Origin of the sequence: Mesorhizobium sp. M0678 (assembly GCF_040320505.1) — a bacterium.
In the GTDB taxonomy this organism is placed as follows: Bacteria; Pseudomonadota; Alphaproteobacteria; order Rhizobiales; family Rhizobiaceae; genus Mesorhizobium.
Window position 1 is genome coordinate 76,088 of the sequence record NZ_JAMYPT010000016.1, and the last position, 25,488, is coordinate 101,575.

A 25,488-nucleotide genomic window follows, 5' to 3' on the forward strand; every position below is an offset into this window, starting at 1 on the left:
AGACCGAAAGGATGGGGCGCCCGAGGAAACAGCCGAAAGGGCCGCGCGCTTTTGTGCTGACGTCGGCTTGAGCAAGCTCGATCCGGCTGCCCTGTGCAATCGCCCGACCGGCCGAAAAAAGGATGGCGATTGTCATGATGCGGCGACGGCGAGTTTCCCGAAATTGCAGCAAACAATGGTCATCTGGTTCATCCGGGCTTCGGATCCAGACAGGGGGTAGCGCTTTCGATGGACGAGCATCGCCACCTATAAAGGTTCGATCATTCGACCGTGACCGATTTTGCGAGATTGCGCGGCTGGTCTACATCTGTGCCCATGAAGAGCGCCGTGTGGTAGGCAAGAAGCTGTATCGGCAGCGAGAAGATCATCGGCGCGATAATCTCGTCGACAGCCGGCAGCACGAGCGTGTGCATAGTGTCGAGTTTCGATGCGGCTGCCCCTTTTTCATCGGTGATGAGGATAATCCGCCCTCCACGGGCAGCCACTTCCTGCATGTTGGAGACGGTCTTGTCGAAAAAGCGATCATGGGGCGCGATGACGATCACTGGCATGTTGTCGTCTATCAATGCGATCGGACCGTGCTTCAATTCACCCGCCGCATAGCCCTCGGCATGGATGTAGGAAATCTCCTTGAGCTTCAGCGCACCTTCCATCGCTAGCGGGAAACTGGTGCCACGGCCGAGATACAGGACGTCACGACACTTTGACAGTTCGCGCGACAGGAACTCGATCTCCGGCTGGATGCTGTTGAGTACCTGGCCCATGACGCGCGGCACTTCGGCGAGGCTCCTGACGAGCGCCTGCAGCTCGTCTTCGGTTACGGTCCCGCGGGCTCTGGCGGCGCCGATGGCGAGTGCGGCTAGAACGGCAAGCTGGCAGGTAAACGCCTTGGTGGAGGCGACGCCGATCTCCGGTCCGGCAAGGATCGGGAAGACCGCATCGGCCTCCCGAGCGATGGTCGATTCGCAGGCATTGACGATAGCGCCAATTTTCAGCCCACGCTCCTTGCAGTACCTCAACGATGCGAGCGTATCGGCGGTTTCGCCGGACTGCGAAATGAAAAGAGCCGCCGACTGCGGCGACAACGGGATCTCGCGGTAACGGAATTCGGACGCAACGTCGATTTCAACCGTCAGGCGCGCGTAGCGCTCGAACCAGTATTTTCCGATCAGTCCGGCGAGATAGGCGGTCCCGCAGGCCGAGATCGCCAAGCTCGGGATCCTGGCGAAATCGATGCCAGAAACCATGTCGGCGCGATTCTCTATGATGTTGCTATAGTGACGGAGAGCATGGGCGATGACTTCGGGCTGCTCGCAGATTTCCTTCTCCATGAAGTGGCGATGATTGCCCTTGCTGGCCAGATCGGCCGCGGCCGTGGAGGTATGGCGCGGACGCTCGACGGGGTGGCCGTCGAAATCGAAGATATGGGCGCCCGAATTGCCGACAACGGCCCAGTCGCCCTCGATGAGATAGGTAATTTCATTGGTGAAGGGAGCGAGCGCGATCGCGTCGGAGCCCAGGAACATCTCGCCGTCGCCGTGACCGATCGCCAGCGGTGGTCCGTTGCGCGCCGCCATGATGGTCGACGGATCATCTTCGAAGAGGACGGCAAGCGCATAGGCGCCCCTGACGCGTTTCAGCATGGCACGCATCGCCTCTTGCCGCCTCATGCCCTCCCGGCGGTGTCTTGCCAAGAGATGCGCGACGACCTCGGTGTCGGTGTCGGTCTGGAACTCGGCGCCAGCCGCCGCCAATTCGTCCTTCAGCTCGGTGAAATTCTCGATGATCCCGTTATGGACGACGGCGACACCGTCGGTAAAGTGCGGGTGCGCATTGCGTTCCGTCGAGGCCCCATGGGTTGCCCAACGCGTATGGCCGATGCCGATGTTGCCGCTCAGCGGCTCTTCCTTCAGTCTCCTCTCGAGATTGACGAGCTTGCCCTCGGCGCGCCGGCGGTGCAAGGCACCTTCGGTGATCGTCGCAACGCCGGCGGAATCATAGCCGCGATATTCCAAACGCTTCAATGCGTCGACCAACCGATCCGACACCGGCTGTTGCCCAACGATGCCAACAATCCCGCACATGTTCGTCTTCCCATTGTTGCCGGCAGCTTCAGCCCACGCGAGACGGATACCCATCCGGCCGCTTTCATTGGGGATCTTGTAGTAGTATTCGGTAATATTGGTACAATTGATTGTAGGGATAACTATCATCCAGCCCATGGATGAGCCCCTGATCTAAACTTCTCGTTGCGCCTGACGCCCTCATGACCGAACGCAAGCCCACACCCCGCGGCACGAAGGAACAATCGGCCATGCGCGACCATCCCGGCTACGCACCTGACACGAAGCGCCGCCGCTCGTGATCACGCGGTGATCGGCATGATCACAAGCACTGTAGTTAGGCAGCATCAGCGACGCATGATCGGCATCATCATCATCGGCAGCGTCGGCGCCGTCGGCATGATTCACGTGTTCGTCACGTTGATCATAATCATCGTCGCCGCCGATCCAGTTTCTGATTGCCTGCCGCTGTTGACGCGGCTTTCGCCGGTAGAGCTTAGCCCGCGATGGCCTATCAATACGCTGTTAGTCGGCATGGCCGAAACCGAGAGTCAGGCGGCGCACGCCACAGAGCACGTTCAGCGACCGTTTCACTCAGCGCCGGCTTTCTTGGGGTTCGTAACGGTCAACAGGATTCTCGGGGCATGAATGCACTATCACGAAAGCGTTGGTTCTCAGTGCTTCGTCCGTCTTACTCAAACCCGATTCCCGCAGCGGAAGAACTAGCCGCCTTGATGCACGGCGATAAGCTTTTGACGGCCTGAAGCGACGTTGTGGTCGCCGTTGCGGTGCTTTTCCACGCGCCTCGTCAGGCGCCGGGATTGCTCCGTCGTGATGGCAGGCGGGGGTTTGCAGGTTGCGGTCGACGGGTTCGTTTCGGGGCGTCTGCCCCCATCGTTATGTCGCGAGTTGGGGGATGCGATCGAGGACGATGCGCAGGATGCGCTGGTCGGGGCACGATGTCGGCAGGTGCAGGCGGATTTGCGATTTCATCTCGACCACCCGCGCAGCGATTTTGATGAGGCGCAATCGCAGCGTGTCGAATTGGGCGACGGCAAAGCTCGAGCGCCTCGGCATCGCGGCACCCAAGCCCCACATCAACCAGTAAGCACCGGCATGCAGGAATAGCCGGAACTGGTTGGCCGTCGCTCTGGTGCAGGATGTGCGGTCGGCGGCAAGATGCGTCTTCCACGACTTGATGTGGTTCTCGGCCGCGCCGCGCCGGCAGTAGACATCCTCGTAGAGCGCCTTGGCCTTCCCACCGGCAAGGTTGGTGACGACGAAGCGGATATCGCCACCTTGGGCGCCGACCTCGACCCGCGCGATGATGCGCCCGACGCGGCTCCAACTAGCGGCGCCGTCAACGAACTCCTTGAACCTGCGGACCTTGCCTGTCTTGGCCGACGCTTCGAAGCGCGCCGTCGTGCTGGCCTCCAGATCCGCGACATGCTTGCGCAGGGTCGTGGTGGGCGCGAGGCCAAAGATGAAGTCGACGTCGTTGGCGCGGCACCAGTCGATGACCTGCGGGTTGCAATAATGGCTATCGCCGCGGAGCAGGATTCGAATGTTCGGCCAGTTGATCCGGATCGCCCGCACCAGACGGCGCAGGTGGGGGCGGATCTCAGCCCCACTCGGCCGCTTGGCCGGTCGCAGGATCGCGCTGACGAACCGTCCCGCACCATCGAACACGACGATCGGCTGGAAGCCGTACTCGTCATGGTGGGCATTGAACAGGCGAAGCTGTTGGCCTCCGTGCACAGCGTCGAAGGTATCGTCAATGTCGAGTACGATCCGCTTCGGCACCTGCCGGAACGAGGCGCAATAGAGATCGACCATCGCCCGTCCCATCGCGACCAGCTCCCGCACGCCGGGTAGGTTCTCCAGCCGGCACAGCGTCGATTGCGACGCCAGATCCCGACCCGACGGCAGCGCATCCTGGGCCATCTTGAAGACCGGATCGCGGCGCAGCCGGTTGGCGTCGTTGCCGTCCTCGTAGCCGGCGGCGATCATCTTCATGCGAAAGCCGATCATGTCCGCCAGGCTGTAGACGACCTGGTCCGGGCAGCGCGGATCGTCGATGCAACGCGCCAGACGCTCGGCCACCCGCAACCGCTTTTCCAGCTCGGCCAAGGCCAGAACGCCGCTGTTGGACGACAGCATGCCGCCTTCGAAACGGGCGACGACGGACTTGCCGCCGACTGATGACAAACCGCTCAGCGGCAGCGCAAGATCGTTCATGGTAGGTGTGGTCTCCGGGAAATGGTTCGGATCGGCTTAAGCAACCAAATCCTACGTCATTTCAACGGCTTGCGCCACATCCACCAACCCCCATGAATTTGGTTAGGTTGATGCGGCGTGCCGCCGCCGTGAGGCCGCGCTCGCTCAGCAGCGCGTCGAGAACGACGAGAAGATTCAGATCGAGCCCTTGAAACGCATGTCTTAGCTATCCATAGCGTGGATGCATTTGATTGGAACAAACGATTTTACCAATTTTCCGGAATGTCGCATGGACTTGGCAGGACCTAACGTGCGCCGATCACTGCCTCTATCGCGTGGCGAGTCCCTTGAGAAGAGCCCGAAAGAGGAAATCTGTCGCGTGCGGTGGAGATTGTACTGGGAATGAGAGGCAGCGCTCCGATCATGTCGAACTCTCCGACGAATGGTGGACCGGTACAATAGTTGATCGCAATGGTCCGGAGCTATGAAACATCTCGATTACATATGAGGTGCCGAGTGAATACGCTGACAGCACCCACCGTCGCAGCGTTTAGCTGACGTTTGACGACGGTTCCTATCCATTTACACGCAGATTCTTGATGTGCTGGCGCAAAAGCGGGAGGCCGGCGACTTTTCTTCCTCATCGGGCTGACGCCGCAGAAGCCGGAACTCGTCCGGTTCCTATGGGCATTGGGCTTGGTCGGTCGCACAGGCTCTATGAGGGGCAATTTTGGCAACGCGACGCGACTCGGGTTTTGAACGACGCCGAAAACGCAAGCTGGAAAGGAACAAGATGGCAGATCAACTCGCCAACGAAATAATCGCCATGATCAAGAAGCGCGCCGCGTCGGAGGGCGGCATAGCGCCTGCCACGGGCGGCGAGATAACGGCTGCCACGGGACTGACTTCGCTCGGTATCGATTCACTGGGATTGGCGGACGTTCTCTGGGACCTGGAGCAGGCCTACGGCATCGAGATCGAGATGAATACGGCCGAGGCATGGTCGGATCTCCAGAATGTTGGGGACATGGTGGAAGCCGTGCGCAGCTTGCTCGCTAAGGGGGTGTGAATGGACAGGCGCGTCGTGATTACTGGGATTGGCGGGATTTGCGGGCTTGGGACCAACGCCGCCGCCATTTGGAGAGAGATGCGAGAAGGCTGCTCCGCCATCGGCCCAATCGTCAACTCCGAGCTCCATGAATTGAGGGTCAGGATCGGTGCCGAGATCAAGGCGCTGCCGGAGCATGACATCGACGGCAAGCAACTCATCTCCATGGACCGCTTCAGCCTGCTCGCTGTGCTTGCGGCGCGCGAAGCCATGCGTCAGGCCGGACTTTCCTCCAAAGAGGGAAATAGCTATCGCTTCGGTGCGACGGTGGGCGTTGGCGGCTGCGGGTGGGATGCGATCGAGCAAACCTACCGCGCCATCCTTCTGGGCGGTAAGCGTGCCGCTCTCTTGACTGTACCCAAGGCGATGCCGGGTGCCGCTGCCGGCCAGGTCAGCATGAGTCTCGGCCTGCGCGGGCCGGTCTTCGGCGTCACGTCCGCCTGTTCCTCGGCAAACCATGCGATTGCCTGCGCGGTGGACCAGATCAGGCTCGGCCGGGCCGACGTGATGCTTGCCGGCGGCAGCGAAGCGCCGCTCATATGGGGTGTGCTGAAGGCATGGGAAGCGATCCGCGTGCTTTCGCCCGATACTTGCCGGCCATTCTCGGCCGATCGCCAGGGCCTGTCGCTTGGTGAAGGCGCCGGCATGGCGGTGCTGGAAAGCTACGAGCATGCCCTGGCTCGGGGCGCCACCATCCTTGCCGAAATTGCCGGTGCCGGCCTTTCCGCCGATGCGTCCGACATCGTCGCGCCGACTGTCGAGGGGCCGGAGGCAGCAATGCGGGCCTGCCTTGCCGATGCCAGGCTGGACGCCGAGGATGTCGACTATCTCAACGCGCACGGCACCGGCACCAAGGCCAACGACCAGATCGAGACGGCGGCGATCAAGCGCGTCTTCGGTCAGCACGCCTTCTCAATGTCCATTTCTTCTACCAAGTCCATGCACGCGCATTGCCTCGGCGCGTCCGGCGCGCTCGAGTTGATCGCCTGCGTGATGGCTATCCGCGAGAGCGTCGTGCCGCCGACTGCCAATTATCGTGAGCTGGACCCCGATTGCGATCTCGACGTCACGCCCAATGTGGCACGCGAGCGCAAGGTGCGCGTGGCACTGAGCAACTCCTTCGCCTTTGGCGGCACGAACGCGGTTCTGGCGTTCAGGCAGGTGTAGAAGCCATGAGAGATGCCTCCGGCAACATTATCTCTCGCATCCAGATGCTTGCCGGATAACTATTGTGAAGGGCGGGTCATTGACCGCCTCGGCGAATGCGGGAAGTGGCAGCGGAAGCTCGACGATCCGGGGGTATCGTCTTTGCGAAATTCTTAACTGTTGAAGCGGCTTGGACGTACCGCCGCCCCGTAAAAGGTAAGCGAGGCCCTGCGGGCTCGGCTTGAGGGTCTGAAGCTGTACACGAATGTCTGGAAGCCGCAGGGTCGGCTCTGCGCCCGTTATAGTCGCCTGAGTGCTGCCGGCAAGAAGCCACCGGTGGTCATGGCCGAGATCGTGCATGAGATGGCCCCTTCTTGTGGACCATCGGGCGAGAGGTTTCACCATCATAGCGGTCTCGAACCAACGTGCGGCACAGCGCCGGGGGCGGAGCCACGGTGGGGAACTCCCGTCGGTGGTTATGTGGCCGAGCCAGTCCGCGCGGCGCCCTCTCCGATAGGGTTAGAAGGGTTCAGCTAGCTAGGCGCGTGTCACGTTTTGTATAAGGCACAATAGCAGTGAGAAATGGAGATTGATGCCTGCGCGTTTTCGAATAAGACAATCACTAAGCTGTCACCGGAATTACATCAGGAATTGTCTATAGCCGCCGCCCATCAGGTAGCGGCCACGTTGGATGGCGCGACGCACCTGATCGCGAAGATGGCTACCTGGATGAGACCAATCTTCTTCGACACGGCGTCTCCCGAACAGGGCAATGGCGATCTCCTGATGAGATGCTCCCGCAAGCGAGCCATCCAAAGCCTGGAGCACGAGACGCAGACGCGCTCCGCGGGGCTCCGGCGGAAAGCAAGCAGCTGCCAGGCGGCCGCAACCATTGATGTCGTTCAGGAACTGAAGGGCAGCGACATGGAACTTCAGGTGCTGCGGCTGCACGATCGCGTCGACATATAGCCGCAACGGGCGGAGAACGGATGCACCGGAAAGGGCGATCTGCAGACTCCGGCAGTCCTCCCTCAGCAGCACGTGCTGCACGCCGGCAGGTGTCAGCAGGATGTCCTTGCAGCATGAGAGGGAAGAAAGATCAAGCGGTTCAAAATCGCGGTCGAGCCCAACCGGCTCCGCGGCCGCTCGTAGGATACGGGCGCAGTCGCGCGGATCCCAAAAGACCCTTGCCGACGTAGCGTCCGACTGTGGCGCGTCCGCGAAAAAGGAGGCTCCATTGTCTTAGGAAAGATGATCCTGTCGTCAACTCGATTATCTTCATGTCGGCCTGGGCTCCGACAATGCAGGCGGACGGTGCCATTTTGGCGTGGTCGCGCTGGAATTGTGGATTGCGCCGAAGAAACTCCCAGGCCCAGGCAGTGCGCGGCAATCGTCTGGCGTAGTGGTAAGCTTCGTGACGACGCCAGTCCGGCCAGCATTCAAGACCGACCGTCGCTTCCTTGGGCAGACCAGCATCCTTCACGGCTCAGGTGTCCACAATGCCGACGGGCCTAGAACCGGTTGCCACAGTACCGGTCCGCTCAGACGTCCCCTGCTGCGGATGCGCAAAAGGCTCGCGCGGGAAATCTCGAGAAACCCGGCCACCGCCTCCGTTTTGCCGACGGACTTGGGTTGTCCGATGCGCGACAATGGCCACGTCGCGAGGCGAAGGATCCGTTCCATGCGCGTATCCGTCACCGTTACTATCCGGGTCAGATCCTTGGCCAAGCCGAACTCGATCATGCCCGCGAAGAGCTCGTAGGTTGCCTGGGCCAGCCCGCCCGCTGCCTTGGGCGCCGACGGAGGGAGATCGAGCGCGAAACGACTGCTCTCCTATATGTCGGCAGTCGAGGGCATGACGTCAGCACCCAGCAGCACCGGGAACGTGTCGCGCAACATTGTGGGTCCGGTGCTGGGCAAAAGACGCACGCAACCGCGAATTCGCCAGTCGGATCCCCTGAGGAGCAGATAGACGGGCTTCAGACCATCAAACGGGTCTGTTTCCATCTGGTCTTCGGTATCAACTTCCCAATCGAGCCTTTCCTTGAACACCCGAAACCTGAGCCCGTGCATCTCTTTGAGCTCGCTTGCGAACTCGTTGTAAAGGTCTGGTGTTATCAGCTGCATCATGGTCGCCTCCGTGCGGGATGTGTTCCCGCCATCGAAGGGCAAAGCTGGCAACGATGCAGCCTGTAGAGGTTTACAGCTATCGTGGCAGAAGAATCAGGATCTCGCCTGGCCGGAGGCAACCAGTCGTGCAACGGCCTGGTTGATCGTTCGAACGCCAAGCTTTGCCTTGGCGTTTTCCAGATGAAAGGTCACGGTGCGCTTTGAGACGCCGAGAAGCTGGCTGATAACCCAAGCCGACTTGCCGCGCGCCGCCCATTTCAGGCACTCGAACTCCCGCGGGGTGAGCGTTACACCATCCACCACGCGATCGTCGGCGAGCCTGCGCCGGACATGGATATGAAAGTTGATGGCCACCAGCTGCAATGCTTTTTCGTAACGTGCCAGTGACCGCAAAAGAGGCGGATGGGACTCGTCGGAAGCAAAGGTCAGGGCAGCAAACCGGCCGCGATGATCATGCATGGACATCGTCAGCCCGCCGCGAATGCCAAACTCAGCCGCACTCTCCAGAATTTGTTGCTGCGAATTCGGCAGACAGTGCCGACCGCGATCAACACCCCAATCAAAGATATCCCAGCCCTGCAGCCCGCGCAGGATGACCGGATCAAGACTGTGGTACCGCTGTTGCAGATAACGTGATGTCCAGGATGAAGGATAGTTTGAGATCAATTGCGGGGCGTCGCCGGAGGCCGACGGGTAAGTGAAATAGGCGAATAGCGGAAAGTCGAAGCCGGCTGCAGCGGATGCCATTGCCTCACGGAGATCGACAGCATCAAAACTTGCAGACAGTTGCTCGACGAAGTTCTCAAACACGCGATGCATTTGCGCTTTGCGTAACCTCCGTAAATCGCTCGATGCGAGGCAGAGACCTTGTTTTAAACGATCCCGGACCGATACAATGCGTGCCGAGAACCCCGTTAATCTGTTGAACCAATCCGTGATATTCTGACGTTGTCGATGAGCCGTGTGCCGCCGAGCCAGGCCGCGACAAGCAAGCGTGCCGGTCGGTCAAGGCTTGTCATCGGTCGCAGATCTGCATCATTGCGAAGTTCCAGGTATTCGACCTCGCGATAGCCTGCAGCCAGAATTGCTGCGCCCGCTTCGGCAAGCGTAGGCAGGACGGGCGAGCCGCGGGCAAGCCGCTCAGCCGTCTCGAGCAAGACCGATGGTAGCTTAGGGGCAATAGCACGCTCCGCTGGCGAGAGCCGGACATTGCGCGATGATAGTGCAAGACCGTCGGCTTCGCGGACTGTCGGACAGGGAACAATGGTGATTGGAATATCCAGGTCCCGGGCCATGCGCCTGACTAGCTGAAGCTGCTGAAAGTCCTTTTCGCCAAAGAAGCCGAAGTCAGCGCTGGTCTGCAGGAAGAGCTTGGCGACGACGGTCGCCACGCCATCGAAATGTCCCGGCCGGAAGGCACCGCACAGGCCCTCGCTGACACCGGACACCGAAACGGTCGTGGCGAAGGCCGCCGGATACATCTCCTCTGCGTCCGGCGCATAAAGCAGGTGCGCGCCAAGCGGTGCCAGCTTGGCGGCATCCTCGTCCTCGGTGCTCGGATACGCGGCGAGATCGGCCTGGCTGTTGAATTGCTTCGGGTTGACAAAGAGCGTCACGATCACCCGGTCGGCCTTCTCGAGTGCCGCGCGCACCAGGCTGAGATGGCCCTCATGCAGGACGCCCATCGTTGGCACCACGGCAATCCCCACGCCGTCGCGGCGCCATGCGGCGACGATTTGGCGAAGCTGGGCAACGCTCCTGACAATCGGCACGCTCACGCTGCTTCTCCGCTCTTGGTGGCGTCCGCATCGGCGGGCTTGGGCGCATCGGCAAACACGTGCTCGGCGGCCGGAAACTGGCGCTCCTTCACTTCCCGCGCATAGGCCGCGATCGCAGCCGCAGCGGCCTCCCCCAGTTCAGCGTAGCGCTTCACGAATTTGGGCCGGAAGTCGCCGAAGAGGCCCAGCATGTCGTCGACGACGAGAATCTGGCCGTCACAGGCTGCCGAGGCACCGATGCCAATGGTCGGGGTCGCCACCTCCCCGGTGATCCGGCGGGCGAGCGCCTCGGGAACCTTCTCCAGCACGACCGCAAAGGCGCCCGCTTCGCTCACCGCAAGCGCGTCGCGCCTGATGCGCTCGGCATCCCCGCCTCTGCCCTGCACGCGGTAGCCACCGATGGTGTTGATCGCCTGCGGCGTCAAGCCGACATGGGCCATGACCGGCACGCCGCGCGCGGCGAGGAAGCCGATCGTCTCTGCCATCGTTTCGCCGCCTTCGAGCTTGACGGCCCCGCAGCCGGTCTCGGCCATGACGCGCGCGGCATTGCGGAAAGCCTGCTCGGGGCTTTCCTCGAAGGAACCGAACGGCAAGTCGACGACCATCAGCGCCTGCTCGAGGCCACGGCGCACGGCCTGGCCGTGCGTGATCATCATCTCCAGCGTCACACCGAGCGTGGAGGGCAGGCCGTGGAGAACCATGCCGACGCTGTCGCCGACCAGCACCACATCGCAATGGGGATCGACGAGCCGGGCGACTGGCGTCGTGTAGGCGGTAAGGCAGACGAGCGGCGTCCCACCTTTACGCGAACGAATATCCGGCGGTGTGATCGCCTTGGTGTCACCAAACGCACTCAATGGAACCTCCTTCCCCAACGTTACCAACCGCGGGTGTCGCGTTTGCCACATTTTTGTGCAAGTGCGAAGAGCTAAAAATGGCCGTGCAGCTTTGCGGTGTTGACGTGCTGACAGGCGCGCTTACAGTTAAATCGATTCAGGCGCCCCCGAGCTGGCCAACCACTTTCGCGAACATGGACGATCAGGCAAAAGGACCCAGGAAAGACAGAGCCGCCGTCAAGGCCGACGAAGTCAAAGTGGACCTGATCGCCTTTGTCGTCGCCGTAAACGACGGTGAACCCTGTGTCCTCACCATCGGCCAGGCGGACACCCTGCCCTCCGGACCATTTGCGCTTGAGCACCGATCGCTGCAATCCGGCTTGAGGGGGTGGGTCGAGCAGCAGACCGGCCATCCGCTGGGGTATATTGAGCAACTCTACACCTTCGCCGATCGGGATCGCATCGGCGCCGAGCGCCAGCAGCGCGTCATCTCCATCAGCTATCTCGCATTGACCCGCAAGGAACAGGCAGCTGGCTCGCCCAAGTGCGGCTGGCAGAGTTGGTATGAATATTTTCCATGGGAGGACCACCGCTCCGGCACGCCTCCGGTCGTGCTGGACGTTCTGCGACCGCGCCTGATTGAATGGGCAGACGGCGTCAGCGACGCGGCCGCGCGACGTGAACGCTGGCAGCGGGCGACGATAGCCTTCGGCTTCGACGACCGCCTTTGGAACGAGGAACTCACGCTTCAACGCTATGAGTTGGTCTACGAAGCAGGCCTGGTCCAAGAGGCCGGAAGCGGACGGGACGCGACGCCGCCTCCGCTGGTGCCCAGCAAGTCTATGGTCGCCGATCATCGCCGCATCGTGGCGACCGGCATTGCGCGGCTGCGCTCCAAGATCAAATACCGGCCGGTCGTCTTTGAGCTGATGCCGCCGGTCTTCACGCTTTTGCAGCTGCAGCGAACCGTGGAGGCGCTCGCCGGCAGGCTCATCCACAAGCCGAACTTTCGCCGCCTGATCGAGCAGCAGGAGCTGGTCGAAGAGACCGGAGAGGCCACCACGGAGACCGGCGGCCGGCCAGCGAAGCTTTACCGGTTCCGCCACGCCGCTCTCGACGAGAGGGTCATCGCCGGGACAAAATTGCCGCTGGCGCGGGGTTGACATCCCTTATACTCACAGCAAGTATATGCTGGTTATTTTCAACTAGAGTATAAGCTGGAGGGGGTCGATGAGCGCCATGCTGCCGACGGCCGCGTTTCTCTACGAGCGCGTCCGACGAGTGATCCCGCCGATCGAATGGCCGGCTTTCGTCGAGGATATCGAGGCGATCCTTGCACTGAAGCGCGAGCGCAACGCCATCATCCTGGCGCACAACTATCAGACGCCCGAGATCTTCCATTGCGTGGCCGACATCGTCGGCGACAGCTTGGCACTGGCCCGCAAGGCTGCGACGATCGAGGCGCAAGTCATCGTGCTGGCCGGCGTACATTTCATGGCCGAAACGGCCAAGCTGCTCAATCCGCAAAAGACGGTGCTCATTCCCGATCTGCGGGCAGGCTGTTCGTTGGCGGAATCGATCACGGCAGAAGACGTGCGCTTGATGCGCCAGCGTTATCCCGGCGTGCCGATCATCACTTATGTCAACACGTCGGCCGAAGTGAAAGCCGAGTCGGATATCTGCTGTACATCCGGCAACGCCAAGGCGGTCGTCCAATCCCTTGGCGTTCCCCAGGTGATCATGTTGCCGGACGAATATCTGGCCCAGAATATCGCCGCCCAGACCGATGTGCAGATCATCGCCTGGAAAGGGCATTGCGAGGTGCATGAGCGCTTTACACCGGCCGACATCCACGAGTTGCGCGAAAGCCATCCCGGCGTGATCGTGCTTGCGCATCCCGAATGCCCGCCCGACGTCGTGGCTGAAGCAGATTTTTCCGGCTCCACCGCTGCCATGTCCGACTATGTCGAAAGGCAAAGGCCGCCACGTGTCGTGCTGATGACGGAATGTTCGATGAGCGACAACGTCGCGTTAGCGCACCCAGAGGTCGAGTTCATCCGGCCCTGCAATTTGTGCCCGCACATGAAGCGGATCACGCTTGCCAACATCCGCACGGCGCTCGAGCAGAACCACCATGTCGTAACCATCGAACCCGGGATCGCCGGGCGCGCGCGGCTTGCGGTCGAACGGATGCTGGCAATTTGAGCGCCGATATCCGCAGCTTCTTCGGGCGGCCCATCATCATCGGCGGCGGCATCGCCGGACTGATGACCGCGCTTCAACTGGCGCCGGAGCCGGTGCTGCTTCTGTCCAGGACGCTGCTGGGAGCTGACAATTCGAGCACCTGGGCACAGGGTGGTCTGGCTGCAAGTTTCGGCGAAGACGACGATCCGGCACTGCACCTGGCCGATACGCTTGCCGCCGGGGATGGTCTCTGCGACACAGACGTGGCGAGCCGCATCCTCCAAGCCGCGCCCAAGGCGATAGAGGGGCTTGCGGGCTTTGGGGTTCCCTTCGACCGTACGTCGAAAGGATCACTGTGCCTCGGATTGGAGGCCGCACACAGCCGACGTCGCATCGTTCATGCGCATGGTGACGGCACCGGGCGTGAAATCATGCGTGCCCTGATCGCGGCTGTGCGTTCCACTCCGTCGATTGTTGTCGTGGAGGGCATGGAAGCGCGCCGGCTGGCGGTGCGAGAGAATGCGATCCGAGGCGTCTGGGCGAGCGGTTCGATAGGACCTGTCTTCTTCGGCTCACGGCGGGTCGTCCTCGCCACCGGTGGGATCGGGGGACTGTTTCTCGACACCACCAATCCTTGGGGCAGTTGCGGACAGGGCCTGGCGCTTGCGGCCCGCGCTGGAGCTGTTCTTGCCGACCTCGAGTTCATCCAGTTCCACCCGACCGCGCTTGACGGCCCGGAACGCCCTATGGTGCTGGTCAGCGAGGCCGTCCGCGGCGAAGGTGCTGCCCTGATCGACGAAACCGGCCAGGCTTTTCTCCAGAGCGTGCCAGGGGCGGAACTTGCGCCTCGTGATGTCTTGGCGCGCGCCGTCTGGAACCATCTTGCCAACGGCCACCGTGTTTTTCTCGACGCGCGGCAACGGCCTGGCCCGGAATTTGCTCGACACTTCCCGACAATCGCATCAGCCTGTCGTGGAGCCGGCATCAATCCCGCGCGCGATCTCATCCCCATTCGTCCGGCCCAACACTACCACATGGGTGGCGTTGCCGTGGACGGCTCCGGTAGGACGTCCGTCAAGGGGCTGTGGGCCTGCGGCGAAGTCGCTTCGACAGGACTGCATGGCGCCAACAGGCTCGCCAGCAATTCCTTGACCGAGGCCGTCGTGTGCGCCCGCTGGGTCGCTGAAAGTGTCGCCGGAACGCCTGCTCGCAGAACAAAGCCTGCGTTTGCGGACGTTTACCCATCGCCCGCTCCGACACCCGTGCGTGTTTTCCTGTCGCGCGCACTCGGCATCGTCCGGGATGGTGAAGCTTTGAAAGCAGCCGCACGTGCCTTGTTGCCGCTCGCCCAAAGCAAGGACGCGGCCTCGGATCCGGCGGCTGTCGGGCTGATGATCGCGGTTGCCGCCTTGTTGCGCGAAGAAAGCCGCGGCGCTCATTACCGGACAGACTTTCCTCATCATGCGACTGTCGCCCGACGGTCCGAAATCACGCTCGAAGCCGCCTTGGCCGCTGCGCGGGAACTCGGACACTCGCCAAGCCTCGAAGGGGCAAAATGATGACGCTCTCACCGCTTCCCACGGTCATGCTTGAGCCGCTTGTAAGGGCAGCTCTTCTTGAAGACCTTGGCAGAGCCGGCGACTTGACCACGGAGGCCATCGTCCCGAAGGAACACCAAGCGGGAACCGTGCTCGCGGCGCGCCAGTCCGGAGTTGTCGCCGGCCTCGATCTGGCGATGCTCGCTTTCCGCTTGATTGATCCTGATATCGAAATCTCGGTGGAGCGGGCAGACGGCTGCAATGTCATGGATGGAGAGGTCATTGCATCAGTGGTTGGCCCTGCCCGGGCCATTCTCACAGCCGAACGGACGGCACTCAATTTTTTGTGCCATCTGAGCGGCATCGCTACAGCAACGGCATCGATCGTCGCTGCGGTTCGTGGATATGGCGCGAAGATCGTCTGCACGCGCAAGACGACGCCCGGATTGCGGGCAGTCGAAAAATATGCCGTGCGCGCAGGTGGCGGATCCAATCACCGCTTCGGCCTCGACGACGCAATTCTGATCAAGGACAACCACATCGCCATCGCAGGCGGCGTTCGCCCGGCGCTCGAGCGAGCACGAAGACGGGCCGGTCATCTCGTCAAGATCGAAGTCGAGGTCGATACGCTGGCCCAGTTGGAGGAGGTACTTGGCTTCGCTCCCGATGCGGTTCTGCTCGACAACATGTCCCTCGCCGATCTTCGCCGCGCCGTCGCAATCGTTGGCGGCCGTGCTATCACCGAGGCTTCTGGCGGGATCGCATCCGATACAGCGCGAGCGATTGCCGCGACCGGCGTTGATTTGATTTCAGTCGGCCGACTGACCCACAGCGCGCCGATCCTGGATATCGGCCTCGACTATTGGGGCTCATGATTGCCTGAGGAACGAACAGGATCGAATCAACTGTCCTTTCCGATCGTCGTCAATCAGACAGCAAAGCAAGGCAGAACCGGAGAACAGCATGGACATGCAAACAGCCAGTCCAACGCAGACATCGCCACAGGCTCAATCCCCTGACCCTGGAGCGTGGACCCTGGAGAAGGCTCAGGCACTTCACGATGCCCCCTTCAACAATCTCCTCTTCCTCGCGCAAACCGTGCACCGCCAGAATTTCGATCCCAACAAGGTCCAGCTCAGCCGGCTGCTCAGCATCAAGACGGGCGGATGCCCGGAGGATTGCGGCTATTGTAGCCAGTCGGCGCATCACGAGACCGGCCTGAAGGCGTCGAAGCTGATGGAGGTCAGGCGCGTCATCGTCAAGGCGAAGAAAGCGCGTGACGCCGGCGCAACCCGCTATTGCATGGGCGCGGCCTGGCGAAACCCCAAGGCGCGCGACATGGATGCGGTCGTGGCGATGGTCGAAGGCGTCAAGGCGCTGGGCATGGAAACCTGCATGACGCTCGGCATGCTCGATCTTGAGCAGGCGGCTCGTCTGAAACAGGCTGGCCTCGACTATTACAACCACAACATCGATACGTCGGAACGCTACTATAGCGAGGTCATCAGCACGCGGAGCTTTGCCGACCGGCTCGAGACGCTCGAGCACGTTCGCCAATCCGGCATCAAGGTCTGCTGCGGCGGTATTGTCGGCATGGGCGAGGAGCCGGTGGACCGGATCGACATGCTGGTGACGCTGGCCAACCTGCCGGAACATCCGCAAAGCGTTCCGATCAACATGCTGATCCCGATCCCCGGCACCCCGCTTGCCGACGCCAAGCCGATCGAGCCGATCGAATTCGTGCGCGTGATCGCGCTGGCGCGCATCATGATGCCGAAATCGCATATCCGTCTTTCCGCCGGCCGCACCGCCATGACCGACGAGATGCAGGCGCTGTGCTTTTTTGCCGGCGCCAACTCGATCTTCGTCGGCGACACGCTGCTGACGGCGGACAATCCCGGTGAGGACAAGGATACCCTGCTGTTCCGGCGCCTTGGCATCGAGCCGATGGAACTCGAGGCGCAATGAACGGGGCACCGCTTGCCCGCTATGAGGCGACCTTGCAGGGACTGGCGCGCAAGGACCGGCTGCGGACGCTGAAGCCGCGCGCCGGGCTCGACTTCTCGTCGAACGACTATCTCGGGCTTGCCGCCTCCAAAAGACTTGGCGAAGCGGTTGCGGCGGCGATTGCGCGGGGCACGCCGGTTGGCGCCACCGGGTCGCGGCTGTTGCGCGGCAATGCACCGGAACACGAGCAGCTCGAGGCAGACGCGGCGGCATTCTTTGGAGCCGACCGCGCGCTGTTCTTCGGCAGCGGCTACATCGCCAACTTCGCTCTGCTGACTGCGCTGCCGCAGAAGGGCGACCTTTTGATCCTCGATGAGCTCGCCCATGCCAGCATGCATGAGGGTGCGCTGGCCGGGCGCGCACAGTTGGTGCTGGCCGCGCACCACGACGTCGATGCTGTCGAGGATGCGATCACACGTTGGCGCGCCGAAGGCGGCATGGGATGCGTCTGGATCGCGGTGGAAAGCCTTTACAGCATGGATGGCGATTGCGCGCCTTTGGAGAGCCTGGTCGCGCTTGCCGATCGGCACGACGCATTCATCGTCATTGACGAGGCGCATGCCACCGGCGTCTGGGGACCGGACGGCCGGGGGCTGGCCGCCGCTTTCGAGGGCCGCGACAACATCGTCGCGCTCCACACCTGCAGCAAGGCGCTCGGCGCATCTGGTGGGCTCGTGACCGGGCCGAGGACACTGTGCGAGTATCTGATCAACCGTTGCCGGCCATTCATCTACGCCACCGCGCCATCGCCGCTGATGGCGGTCGCGGCGCGCGAAGCGCTCGCAATGCTCGCCGACGAGCCTATGCGGCGTGTTCAACTGCGTGAACGCGTTGCCCTCGCAGGCCGCCAATTGGTCGATGGCTGCGGCGTGATACCAAGTGGCTCTCAGATCCAGCCCTTGGTGATCGGCGATGTCAGGCGCACCATGGCAGTGGCGGCGCGCCTGCAGGCCCGCGGCTTCGACATACGCGGCATTCGTCCGCCGACCGTGCCCGAGGGCACGTCGCGGCTGCGCATCTCACTGACGCTCAATATCGGCGAAGCCGACATTTCCGCCATGCTCGAGGCGCTCGTCGAGGTGTTGGCCCAGACATGACCGGAGGCGACATGACCAAGCGCATCGTCATCACCGGAACAGACACCGGAATTGGCAAGACGGTGTTTTCGGCCGGGCTTGCCGGCCTGCTTGACGGTTTCTACTGGAAGCCGGTGCAATCGGGCCTCGACGGCGAGACCGACAGCGAGGCGGTTGCGCGACTTGCCGGGCTGCCGTCGGGGCGCGTGCTGCCGGAAGCCTACCGCTTGAAGAGCCCGCTTTCGCCGCATCGTTCGGCCGAAATCGACGACGTTTCGATCGAGGCTGCCGATCTTTCGTTTCCGGTCCTGCCGACACCGCTCGTCATCGAAGGCGCCGGCGGGCTGATGGTGCCGCTGAACCGCCGGACAAGGTTCATCGACATATTCGAGCAATGGCAGTTGCCGGTCATTCTGTGCGCCCGCACCGCGCTCGGAACAATCAATCACACCCTGCTGTCGATCGAAGCCCTGCGGGCGCGCGCTATCCCGCTGGCTGGCATCGCCTTCATCGGCGATGAGATGACCGATACGCAACGGACGATCGTGGAATTCGGCGACGTGCCGCAACTCGGCAGGCTGCCGCACCTCGATCCGCTGACGGACAAAACGCTGAGACAAGCGATGATTGCCGGCTTCGACCTCGCTTTGATTGCCGGAGGCGAATGATGACGCAATCCCGTGTGTGGCATCCCTTCACCCAGCACGCGCTCGAGCTGGCGATCCCTGAAATCGTCCTGACGGAAGGCGCCTATGTCCACACGGCCGACGGCTCCCGCATCCTGGACGCCATTTCCTCCTGGTGGGTCGTCACCCATGGCCACCGCCATCCCCGCATTATGAAGGCAATCGAGACGACCGCCTCGAGCCTCGACCAGATCATCTTCGCAGGTTTCACGCACGAGCCTGCCGAATGCTTGGCCAAGGCGCTTGTCGGACTCGCTCCCGCCGGACTCGACTGGGTGTTCTATTCCGACAGCGGCTCGACCAGTGTCGAAGTCGCGCTGAAGATGGCGCTCGGCTATTTCCGCAACATCGGCGCGCCGCGCTCGCGCATCGTCGTCATGGAGCACAGCTATCATGGCGACACGATCGGCACGATGAGCGTCGGTGCGCGTGGCGTGTTCAACGCCGCCTACGAACCCTTGCTGTTCGAGGTCGACACCATTCCCTTCCCGGCCGCCGGCCGCGAACAGGAAACGCTGGATCGGTTCGAGGCCGTCAGCCGCGACCGGCGCGCCGCCGCGCTGATCGTCGAACCGCTCGTGCTTGGCGCCGGCGGCATGCTGATGTATCCGGCTTCGGTTCTGACCGGATTGAAGAGGATCACTGAGGCCTCCGGCACGCTGCTGATCACCGACGAGGTGATGACCGGCTGGGGGCGCACCGGAACCATGTTCGCCTGTGAGCAGGCCTCCATTTCTCCGGACATCCTGTGCACCTCGAAAGGCCTGACCGGTGGCACCATCCCGCTGGCGGCCACACTCGCCACCGGTGCCATCTTCCAGGCTCACTATTCGACGGACAGGAAGAAGACCTTTTTCCACTCGAGTTCCTACACCGCCAATCCGATTGCCTGCGCGGCGGCACTCGCCAATGTCGAGATCTGGCGTGACGAGCCGGTGGCCGAGCGGATCGCGGCCCTGAGCGCGAGGCAGGCCGCCGGGCTTCGGCGCTTTCGCGACAATGCCAACTTCACCGACAGCCGGGCGACCGGCACGATCCTGGCTCTCGACCTGCGCGCCGGCTCTGCCGGCTATCTGGCCGAGATCGGACCTAAGCTGCGGGCATTTTTCCTGGAGCTCGGCCTGCTTGTGCGCCCGCTCGGCAATGTCCTTTATCTCCTGCCGCCCTATTGCATCACCGGCGACGAGCTCGATCGGCTCCATGACGCCATCGAGGAGGCCGGCGAACGCTTCGGTTCGAGGCCATGAGCAGGTCGTCGCGCATTCTCGGGTTTGGCCATCATGCGCCTGGGCGAAAGGTGGCGAATGCCGAAATCGAGAACAATCTCGGCCTCGAACCGGGCTGGATCGAGCGGCGTACTGGAATCCGGTCGCGCTTCTGGGCAACGGACGAAGACACGCTGTCTGGTCTTGCTGCGCAGGCCGGCGCCATGGCGCTGGACAGCGCCGGCATTGCGCGCCACGACATCGGTCTGCTGCTGCTTGCCACCTCGACGCCCGATCACCTCCTGCCGCCCAGCGCGCCCCTGGTCGCACATCGGCTGGGGCTCGGCCGCGCCGGCGCTGTCGATCTGACCGGCGCCTGCGCCGGCTTCATCTATGCGCTGATGTTTGCGGACGGATTTACCCGCCTGCACGGCAAAGCGAGCCTTGTTATCGCCGCCAATATCCTCAGCCGCCGCATCAATCCCTCTGAGCGCGCCAGCGCCGTGCTGTTTGCCGATGCCGCCGGCGCCCTCGTGATCGGTCCATGCGAGGATACTGATCCGGGGATTCTCGGTGCCTCCGTGGACTCGGACGGCTCGCGATACGGGCTGATCCAGATTCCCGCAGGAGGAAGCAACAAGCCGTTCCACGGTGACCTCGACCTCGCGCAAACCCGAATGACGATGACCGACGGCCGCGAAGTGTTCGCCAAGGCCGTCGAGATGATGACCGATTGCTCGATAAGCGCGCTAGCCGCTGCCGGAGTGCGACCACAGGATGTCGACCGGTTCGTGCCGCATCAGGCCAATGCTCGCATTTTCGATGCTGTCGGGAGTAACCTCGGCATAGCGGATCAAGCAATTGTCAAGACGATTGCCGAATACGGCAACTCTTCGGCCGCGACGGTCCCGCTGTCGCTCTCGCTCGCCAACCAGATGAAGCCATTCCAGCCAGGAGAGAAAATCCTTCTGGCGGCGGCGGGTGCGGGTCTCAGCGGCGGCGCTCTCGTGGTTGGAATCTAGCCGGCCGGCTCACGCGCGCAGGATCGGTCATGAATGGCAATAGGAGCAACAGAACCAATGCCAAAATGGCCTTCTGAAGCTCGACATGACCAAGCTGACGCAGCACGACCCGTGCGAGCCTCTGGATGAGTTCAAATGCAACACCCGTTGCACCAATCGTACCATCTGAATAAAGCTCAATTACAAAGGGTGAGCCGCCCCATATATGTCGGATACCCGACATTGTTCACATAAAAGGCTCGATGCTTACACGCTCTTTGCTGGCTGCTCTTTGCTGTCTTCTCTTTTCTCTTTGCTCTTTGCTCTTCCGTCTTGACTAGCAGGAGCCTGCGGCTTATCTCATTGCCGCGTTAGCACTCGCTTCGGCTGAGTGCTAGGCATGCTCCGGCAACGGAGCACCGTTCAACATCCGCACCAAGGAAATCCAAAAATGGCAAAGTCGAATTTCCGGCCGCTGCATGACCGCGTGGTCGTACGCCGGGTCGAATCCGAATCCAAGACCGCCGGCGGGATCATCATCCCGGATACGGCGAAGGAAAAGCCGCAGGAAGGCGAGATCATCGCCGTCGGCTCCGGCGCTCGCGACGAAGCCGGCAAGCTGGTCCCGCTGGACGTCAAGGCCGGCGACCGCATCCTGTTCGGCAAGTGGTCGGGCACCGAAGTCAAGCTCAATGGCGAAGACCTTCTGATCATGAAGGAATCCGACATTATGGGCATCATCGGCTGATTATCGGCCTCACCGTCAACTGAATTTCGGGCTTGATCGCAAGCCCCTGCCAGGAGCTAAAAAATGGCTGCCAAAGACGTAAAATTCTCCCGCGACGCCCGCGAGCGCATGCTTCACGGCATCAACATCCTCGCCGACGCGGTGAAGGTGACCCTCGGTCCCAAGGGCCGCAACGTCGTCATCGACAAGTCGTTCGGCGCACCGCGCATCACCAAGGACGGCGTCACCGTCGCCAAGGAAATCGAACTTTCCGACAAGTTCGAAAACATGGGCGCGCAGATGATCCGCGAAGTTGCTTCGAAGACCAACGACATCGCCGGTGATGGCACCACGACCGCGACCGTTCTGGCGCAGTCGATCGTCCAGGAAGGTAACAAGGCGGTTGCCGCCGGCATGAACCCGATGGACCTGAAGCGCGGCATCGACCTGGCCGTGACCGAAGTCGTCGCGGCTCTCGGCAACGCTGCCAAGAAGATCAAGACCTCCGAGGAAGTTGCCCAGGTCGGCACGATCGCCGGCAATGGCGACGAGTCGGTCGGCAAGATGATCGCCGAAGCGATGCAGAAGGTCGGCAATGAAGGCGTCATCACGGTTGAGGAAGCCAAGACCGCCGAGACCGAGCTGGAAGTCGTCGAAGGCATGCAGTTCGACCGCGGCTATCTCTCGCCCTACTTCGTCACCAACGCCGACAAGATGGTTGCCGAGCTCGAGGACGTCTACATCCTCCTGCACGAGAAGAAGCTGTCCAACCTCCAGGCGATGCTGCCGGTTCTCGAAGCCGTCGTGCAGACCTCCAAGCCGCTGCTCATCATCTCGGAAGACGTCGAAGGCGAGGCTCTGGCCACGCTGGTCGTCAACAAGCTGCGCGGTGGCCTGAAGATCGCCGCCGTCAAGGCGCCGGGCTTCGGTGATCGCCGCAAGGCCATGCTGGAAGACATCGCCATCCTCACCGGTGGCCAGGTCATTTCGGAAGACCTCGGCATCAAGCTCGAGAATGTCGGCCTCAACATGCTCGGCCGCGCCAAGAAGGTGTCGATCTCCAAGGAGAACACCACCATTGTCGACGGCGCCGGCAAGAAGGACGAGATCCAGGGCCGCGTTGCCCAGATCAAGCAGCAGATCGAAGAGACCACCTCGGACTACGACAAGGAGAAGCTGCAGGAACGTCTGGCGAAGCTCACGGGCGGCGTTGCCGTCATCCGCGTCGGCGGTGCGACCGAAGTGGAAGTCAAGGAAAAGAAGGATCGCGTCGATGACGCCCTCAACGCGACCCGCGCGGCCGTCGAAGAAGGCATCGTTCCCGGCGGCGGCGTCGCACTGCTGCGCGCTTCGCTGACCATCAAGGCAACCGGTGCCAACTCCGACCAGACCGCGGGCATCGCCATCGTGCGTCGCGCGCTGCAGGCTCCGGCCCGTCAGATCGCTTCGAACGCAGGTGCGGAAGCTTCGATCGTTGCCGGCAAGATCCTCGACAACAAGGGCGCGACCTACGGCTACAACGCCCAGACCGGCGAATATGGCGACATGATCGCCATGGGTATCGTCGATCCGGTCAAGGTCGTGCGCACTGCCCTCCAGGACGCGGCCTCGGTCGCCGGCCTGCTCGTCACCACCGAAGCCATGATCGCGGAGGCTCCGAAGAAGGAGTCAGCTGGCGGCGGCATGCCTGGCGGCATGGGCGGCGGCGGTATGGGCGGCATGGGCGGTATGGATTTTTAATCCAGCCCCTATCAACTTACAGCGGACAGGGCGGCAGCAATGCCGCCCTTTCCTTGTGTGCCGAACATGATCGAAACCTTGGAGTGCGTCCCGAGGATCTCGTTCGAGCCTCACCGCATGGTCGAGAATTAGGATCTTGTCCGATCGAGCAATTCGCGGGCTCAACCTGGTCAAACCGGCGCCCCCTACGAACTGCCCGATCCTTGAGGATTCCGCTGCGCGACAATCACGATGATTCATTCAGTTGGTAGCTATAGGCGGTGAATCATGAGGGGCATTGAGGAGCGTGGCAAGGCGCCCATCTCGGCATTTAACTCCATCGAGCGTGATATCAGGGACAATTCTCTCATCGGAACCGGCGGCTGGCGTTGAAGGACCCGGTGAATCATCCTGTTCTATAGTGGAGCAGACGCGCTCTGAGCCTCAAGATCAAGCGTTTCCTCCTCTGAGTATCCTTGATCTGCCGCTGGACATTCTCGTTGATATTGCTGAGCGGCTCAGCCCGATGGATCTGCTGAGGATTTCGCACACAAATCAAGAGCTGCGTGTCGCCGCGATGATAGTCGCAACGCCTCAAGAAAGGCGGATTCAGGTTCAGGCCATCTGTGGCAGCCCTTGCAACCGGGCTCCAGCAGCGTCTCGTCGTCGTGGCCGAGGGGCCTCGTGACCCCGACGACTGCGCTTCGGCCTTGTGGGGCCTCGGAGCGGGCGTGGCAGCGCTTGCACCCGAGCTCCAGCGGCGTCTCATCCTCCTCGCCGAAGGGCTTGAGCCCAGGTCTCAGACCATTGCCCTGGAGGGCCTCGGAGCAGGCGTGGGTGGCGGACATAGCAGCCTGTCCCATACCTATGAATACGTTTGGCTGAAGCAGACCGATGGCTGCGCGTCGAAGCCGAAGCCGTCGAGTTCGCGGACAAACGGGAACTGCGCGATCTTGCTCGACATGAGCGTGTCGAGCTGGTCGCGGATCGCCGTCAACTTCAGCCGATCCAGGATTGCGATCAGCAGGTCATGATCTAGGGTCGTCATCACCAGCTCCCTCCGGCCACCGCTTCGTACTCGGCGAGTGGCCGCAGCAAGGTGGCCGGGGGTGATCTTGATCCGCTCGGCGCGCACCGGCCCTTCGAAGCCGGCAACGCCGACAAAAGGCTCTGTCGCAAACCTGGAAATGGGGTTGTGAACGGCCATTTCGGCCTGTCCGTCAGGCAGCGAGGAGATCGAAACAGCGATCGACAGACTTGTAGGCATACCTCGCCTGTCGCTTGCCCATCATGTGGATCATCTCGATGCCGGAGAGGATAACACGTCGTTCGCATGCGACTTGAAGCCGAGCATGGATCGAATGCGGCTTGATACGCCGGTGATCCTGTTCGATCCGATTGTTGAGATGCCGGCTATTGCGGAGCGGATCGGCTTCAGCGGTCGCCGCGATCGCTGCCGCAGCCGGCTTTCAGCGTCGCAGGAAAGGATTGCTTCGTAATTGGTCTGGCTGCCGTCGATGACGATGCGCTCCGGCCGGCCATGGCGCGTCAGCGCCTTGCGGAGGAAGCGTTGGGCCGCCACCAGGTTACGGTTTTCGCTAAAGAAGAACTCGACCGTATCGCCGAGGATGTCGATAGCGCGGTAGAGATACATCCATGCCGCGGACCTTGATGTACGTCTCGTCCAATGCCACTTGCTGCCGACCACACGCTTGCGCCGGTTGAAGCGCTCCAGCAGCTGCGGCGAGAAGTGGGCGACCCAGCGATGCACAGTGGAGTGGTCGACCTTCAACGCGTTCGGCCATCATCTCTTCCAGATCGCGCAGGCTCAGAGTGTAGGCCAGGTACCAGCGCACGCACAGCAGGATCACCGACTGGTCGAAATGGCGGCCCTTGAACATCACATGCTCCTCCACAGCTGAGGCGTTTTTCTTGCCATGCTCGCTTACAAAAAGGTTTGCGACAGAGCCGTTCGAACCGCATGCCGACACCATCGTCAAGGGCGGCCGCGATGTCCATTATGGCCACAAGCTCAACCTGACGACGGGCAGGCAGTCTGTTCTTTCA

The 25,488-nt window shown here is 62.0% G+C and carries 21 protein-coding genes and 4 pseudogenes; 14 read left to right on the top strand and 11 right to left on the bottom strand.

All coding sequences use genetic code 11. The features are described 5' to 3' along the window. Positions 1-260 precede the first annotated feature (260 nt). A complete protein-coding gene (gene glmS / locus NKI29_RS24370; protein ID WP_023679615.1) occupies positions 261-2,084 on the bottom strand; it encodes a glutamine--fructose-6-phosphate transaminase (isomerizing) in 1,824 nt (607 codons plus the stop codon). A gap of 336 nt (positions 2,085-2,420) precedes the next feature. Here glmS and NKI29_RS24375 point away from each other — a divergent pair, with 336 nt between their 5' ends. Beyond that, on the top strand, positions 2,421-2,711 hold the full coding sequence (locus NKI29_RS24375; protein ID WP_352572085.1) for a hypothetical protein: 291 nt from the start codon (positions 2,421-2,423) through the stop codon (positions 2,709-2,711). Positions 2,712-2,960: 249 nt separating this feature from the next. Here the strand turns inward: NKI29_RS24375 and NKI29_RS24380 are convergent, their stop codons facing one another. Then, positions 2,961-4,301, bottom strand: coding sequence for an IS1380 family transposase (locus NKI29_RS24380; protein WP_352797426.1), 1,341 nt, complete (start codon positions 4,299-4,301; stop codon positions 2,961-2,963). Between the two features lie 772 nt (positions 4,302-5,073). Here NKI29_RS24380 and NKI29_RS24385 point away from each other — a divergent pair. Then, positions 5,074-5,349: an acyl carrier protein gene (locus tag NKI29_RS24385; RefSeq protein ID WP_023679611.1), complete on the top strand. Its 276-nt coding sequence runs from the start codon at positions 5,074-5,076 to the stop codon at positions 5,347-5,349. Continuing rightward, complete coding sequence (locus NKI29_RS24390; protein WP_352480275.1) at positions 5,350-6,555, top strand: beta-ketoacyl-[acyl-carrier-protein] synthase family protein; 1,206 nt, start codon at positions 5,350-5,352, stop codon at positions 6,553-6,555. Here NKI29_RS24390 and NKI29_RS24395 read toward each other — a convergent pair. The 7 genes and pseudogenes from NKI29_RS24395 to panB all read right to left on the bottom strand — a co-directional run. Continuing rightward, positions 6,542-6,706, bottom strand: a pseudogene (locus NKI29_RS24395) (LysR family transcriptional regulator); the annotation flags it as partial. The gene NKI29_RS24390 and the pseudogene NKI29_RS24395 sit on opposite strands and share 14 nt — an antisense overlap. 467 nt (positions 6,707-7,173) lie before the next feature. Continuing rightward, entirely contained in the window at positions 7,174-7,584 is a 411-nt protein-coding gene (locus NKI29_RS24400; RefSeq protein WP_084641649.1) for a DUF2285 domain-containing protein, read from the bottom strand. A 58-nt stretch (positions 7,585-7,642) separates the two neighbouring features. Next, positions 7,643-8,017, bottom strand: a complete 375-nt coding sequence (locus NKI29_RS24405; protein ID WP_352572089.1) for a transcriptional regulator domain-containing protein — start codon at positions 8,015-8,017, stop codon at positions 7,643-7,645. Beyond that, a pseudogene (locus NKI29_RS24410) lies at positions 8,014-8,664 on the bottom strand (acyl-homoserine-lactone synthase). Before NKI29_RS24410 ends, NKI29_RS24405 begins: the two are co-directional and overlap by 4 nt. A 93-nt stretch (positions 8,665-8,757) precedes the next feature. After that, positions 8,758-9,483 (bottom strand): LuxR family transcriptional regulator, encoded by a 726-nt coding sequence (locus NKI29_RS24415; RefSeq protein WP_352784730.1) that lies wholly within the window; start codon positions 9,481-9,483, stop codon positions 8,758-8,760. Between the two features lie 95 nt (positions 9,484-9,578). Next, entirely contained in the window at positions 9,579-10,442 is an 864-nt protein-coding gene (gene panC / locus NKI29_RS24420) for a pantoate--beta-alanine ligase (RefSeq protein ID WP_352797429.1), read from the bottom strand. Then, positions 10,439-11,299 (bottom strand): 3-methyl-2-oxobutanoate hydroxymethyltransferase, encoded by an 861-nt coding sequence (gene panB, locus NKI29_RS24425; RefSeq protein ID WP_352480281.1) that lies wholly within the window; start codon positions 11,297-11,299, stop codon positions 10,439-10,441. Before panB ends, panC begins: the two co-directional genes overlap by 4 nt. 173 nt (positions 11,300-11,472) lie before the next feature. Between panB and NKI29_RS24430 the strand changes: the two genes are divergently transcribed. The 11 genes from NKI29_RS24430 (at position 11,473) to groL (ending at position 23,442) form a co-directional block, all read left to right on the top strand. Next, entirely contained in the window at positions 11,473-12,441 is a 969-nt protein-coding gene (locus NKI29_RS24430; protein WP_352784743.1) for an NUDIX hydrolase, read from the top strand. Between the two features lie 67 nt (positions 12,442-12,508). Further along, positions 12,509-13,483: a quinolinate synthase NadA gene (gene nadA, locus NKI29_RS24435; protein WP_352757211.1), complete on the top strand. Its 975-nt coding sequence runs from the start codon at positions 12,509-12,511 to the stop codon at positions 13,481-13,483. Next, positions 13,480-15,021 carry an L-aspartate oxidase gene (locus NKI29_RS24440; protein ID WP_352797431.1) on the top strand — a complete coding sequence of 514 codons (1,542 nt, stop codon included), beginning with the start codon at positions 13,480-13,482 and terminating at the stop codon, positions 15,019-15,021. Before nadA ends, NKI29_RS24440 begins: the two co-directional genes overlap by 4 nt. Further along, positions 15,021-15,875, top strand: a complete 855-nt coding sequence (nadC, locus tag NKI29_RS24445) for a carboxylating nicotinate-nucleotide diphosphorylase (protein WP_352757240.1) — start codon at positions 15,021-15,023, stop codon at positions 15,873-15,875. The genes NKI29_RS24440 and nadC overlap by 1 nt, the downstream gene beginning before the upstream one ends. A 94-nt stretch (positions 15,876-15,969) precedes the next feature. After that, complete coding sequence (gene bioB / locus NKI29_RS24450; RefSeq protein WP_352797446.1) at positions 15,970-16,968, top strand: biotin synthase BioB; 999 nt, start codon at positions 15,970-15,972, stop codon at positions 16,966-16,968. Continuing rightward, entirely contained in the window at positions 16,965-18,104 is a 1,140-nt protein-coding gene (locus NKI29_RS24455; protein WP_352797433.1) for an 8-amino-7-oxononanoate synthase, read from the top strand. The genes bioB and NKI29_RS24455 overlap by 4 nt, the downstream gene beginning before the upstream one ends. Positions 18,105-18,115: 11 nt before the next feature. Then, positions 18,116-18,751 carry a dethiobiotin synthase gene (bioD, locus tag NKI29_RS24460; protein ID WP_023679599.1) on the top strand — a complete coding sequence of 212 codons (636 nt, stop codon included), beginning with the start codon at positions 18,116-18,118 and terminating at the stop codon, positions 18,749-18,751. Further along, complete coding sequence (locus NKI29_RS24465; protein WP_352797448.1) at positions 18,751-20,016, top strand: adenosylmethionine--8-amino-7-oxononanoate transaminase; 1,266 nt, start codon at positions 18,751-18,753, stop codon at positions 20,014-20,016. Before bioD ends, NKI29_RS24465 begins: the two co-directional genes overlap by 1 nt. Further along, positions 20,013-20,996 (top strand): 3-oxopimeloyl-[acyl-carrier-protein] synthase BioZ, encoded by a 984-nt coding sequence (gene bioZ / locus NKI29_RS24470; RefSeq protein ID WP_352797435.1) that lies wholly within the window; start codon positions 20,013-20,015, stop codon positions 20,994-20,996. The genes NKI29_RS24465 and bioZ overlap by 4 nt, the downstream gene beginning before the upstream one ends. Positions 20,997-21,426: 430 nt before the next feature. Then, a complete protein-coding gene (gene groES / locus NKI29_RS24475; protein ID WP_019863563.1) occupies positions 21,427-21,723 on the top strand; it encodes a co-chaperone GroES in 297 nt (98 codons plus the stop codon). A 63-nt stretch (positions 21,724-21,786) separates the two neighbouring features. Continuing rightward, entirely contained in the window at positions 21,787-23,442 is a 1,656-nt protein-coding gene (groL, locus tag NKI29_RS24480) for a chaperonin GroEL (RefSeq protein WP_352797437.1), read from the top strand. Between the two features lie 868 nt (positions 23,443-24,310). Here the strand turns inward: groL and NKI29_RS24490 are convergent. Further along, positions 24,311-24,469 (bottom strand): annotated as a pseudogene (locus tag NKI29_RS24490) (ATP-binding protein); the annotation flags it as partial. A 172-nt stretch (positions 24,470-24,641) separates the two neighbouring features. Next, positions 24,642-25,322: pseudogene (locus NKI29_RS24495) on the bottom strand (IS6 family transposase). Positions 25,323-25,488 lie beyond the last annotated feature (166 nt).

Excerpts from the sequence above, each read along its gene's own strand:
- glmS (WP_023679615.1), bottom strand. The coding sequence starts at position 2,084 with ATGTGCGGGATTGTTGGCATCGTTGGGCAACAGCCGGTGTCGGATCGG.
- NKI29_RS24375 (WP_352572085.1), top strand. The coding sequence starts at position 2,421 with ATGATCGGCATCATCATCATCGGCAGCGTCGGCGCCGTCGGCATGATT.
- NKI29_RS24380 (WP_352797426.1), bottom strand. The coding sequence starts at position 4,301 with ATGAACGATCTTGCGCTGCCGCTGAGCGGTTTGTCATCAGTCGGCGGC.
- NKI29_RS24385 (WP_023679611.1), top strand. The coding sequence starts at position 5,074 with ATGGCAGATCAACTCGCCAACGAAATAATCGCCATGATCAAGAAGCGC.
- NKI29_RS24390 (WP_352480275.1), top strand. The coding sequence starts at position 5,350 with ATGGACAGGCGCGTCGTGATTACTGGGATTGGCGGGATTTGCGGGCTT.
- NKI29_RS24415 (WP_352784730.1), bottom strand. The coding sequence starts at position 9,483 with ATGCATCGCGTGTTTGAGAACTTCGTCGAGCAACTGTCTGCAAGTTTT.
- NKI29_RS24430 (WP_352784743.1), top strand. The coding sequence starts at position 11,473 with ATGGACGATCAGGCAAAAGGACCCAGGAAAGACAGAGCCGCCGTCAAG.
- nadA (WP_352757211.1), top strand. The coding sequence starts at position 12,509 with ATGAGCGCCATGCTGCCGACGGCCGCGTTTCTCTACGAGCGCGTCCGA.
- nadC (WP_352757240.1), top strand. The coding sequence starts at position 15,021 with ATGACGCTCTCACCGCTTCCCACGGTCATGCTTGAGCCGCTTGTAAGG.
- bioB (WP_352797446.1), top strand. The coding sequence starts at position 15,970 with ATGCAAACAGCCAGTCCAACGCAGACATCGCCACAGGCTCAATCCCCT.
- NKI29_RS24455 (WP_352797433.1), top strand. The coding sequence starts at position 16,965 with ATGAACGGGGCACCGCTTGCCCGCTATGAGGCGACCTTGCAGGGACTG.
- bioD (WP_023679599.1), top strand. The coding sequence starts at position 18,116 with ATGACCAAGCGCATCGTCATCACCGGAACAGACACCGGAATTGGCAAG.
- NKI29_RS24465 (WP_352797448.1), top strand. The coding sequence starts at position 18,751 with ATGACGCAATCCCGTGTGTGGCATCCCTTCACCCAGCACGCGCTCGAG.
- bioZ (WP_352797435.1), top strand. The coding sequence starts at position 20,013 with ATGAGCAGGTCGTCGCGCATTCTCGGGTTTGGCCATCATGCGCCTGGG.
- groES (WP_019863563.1), top strand. The coding sequence starts at position 21,427 with ATGGCAAAGTCGAATTTCCGGCCGCTGCATGACCGCGTGGTCGTACGC.
- groL (WP_352797437.1), top strand. The coding sequence starts at position 21,787 with ATGGCTGCCAAAGACGTAAAATTCTCCCGCGACGCCCGCGAGCGCATG.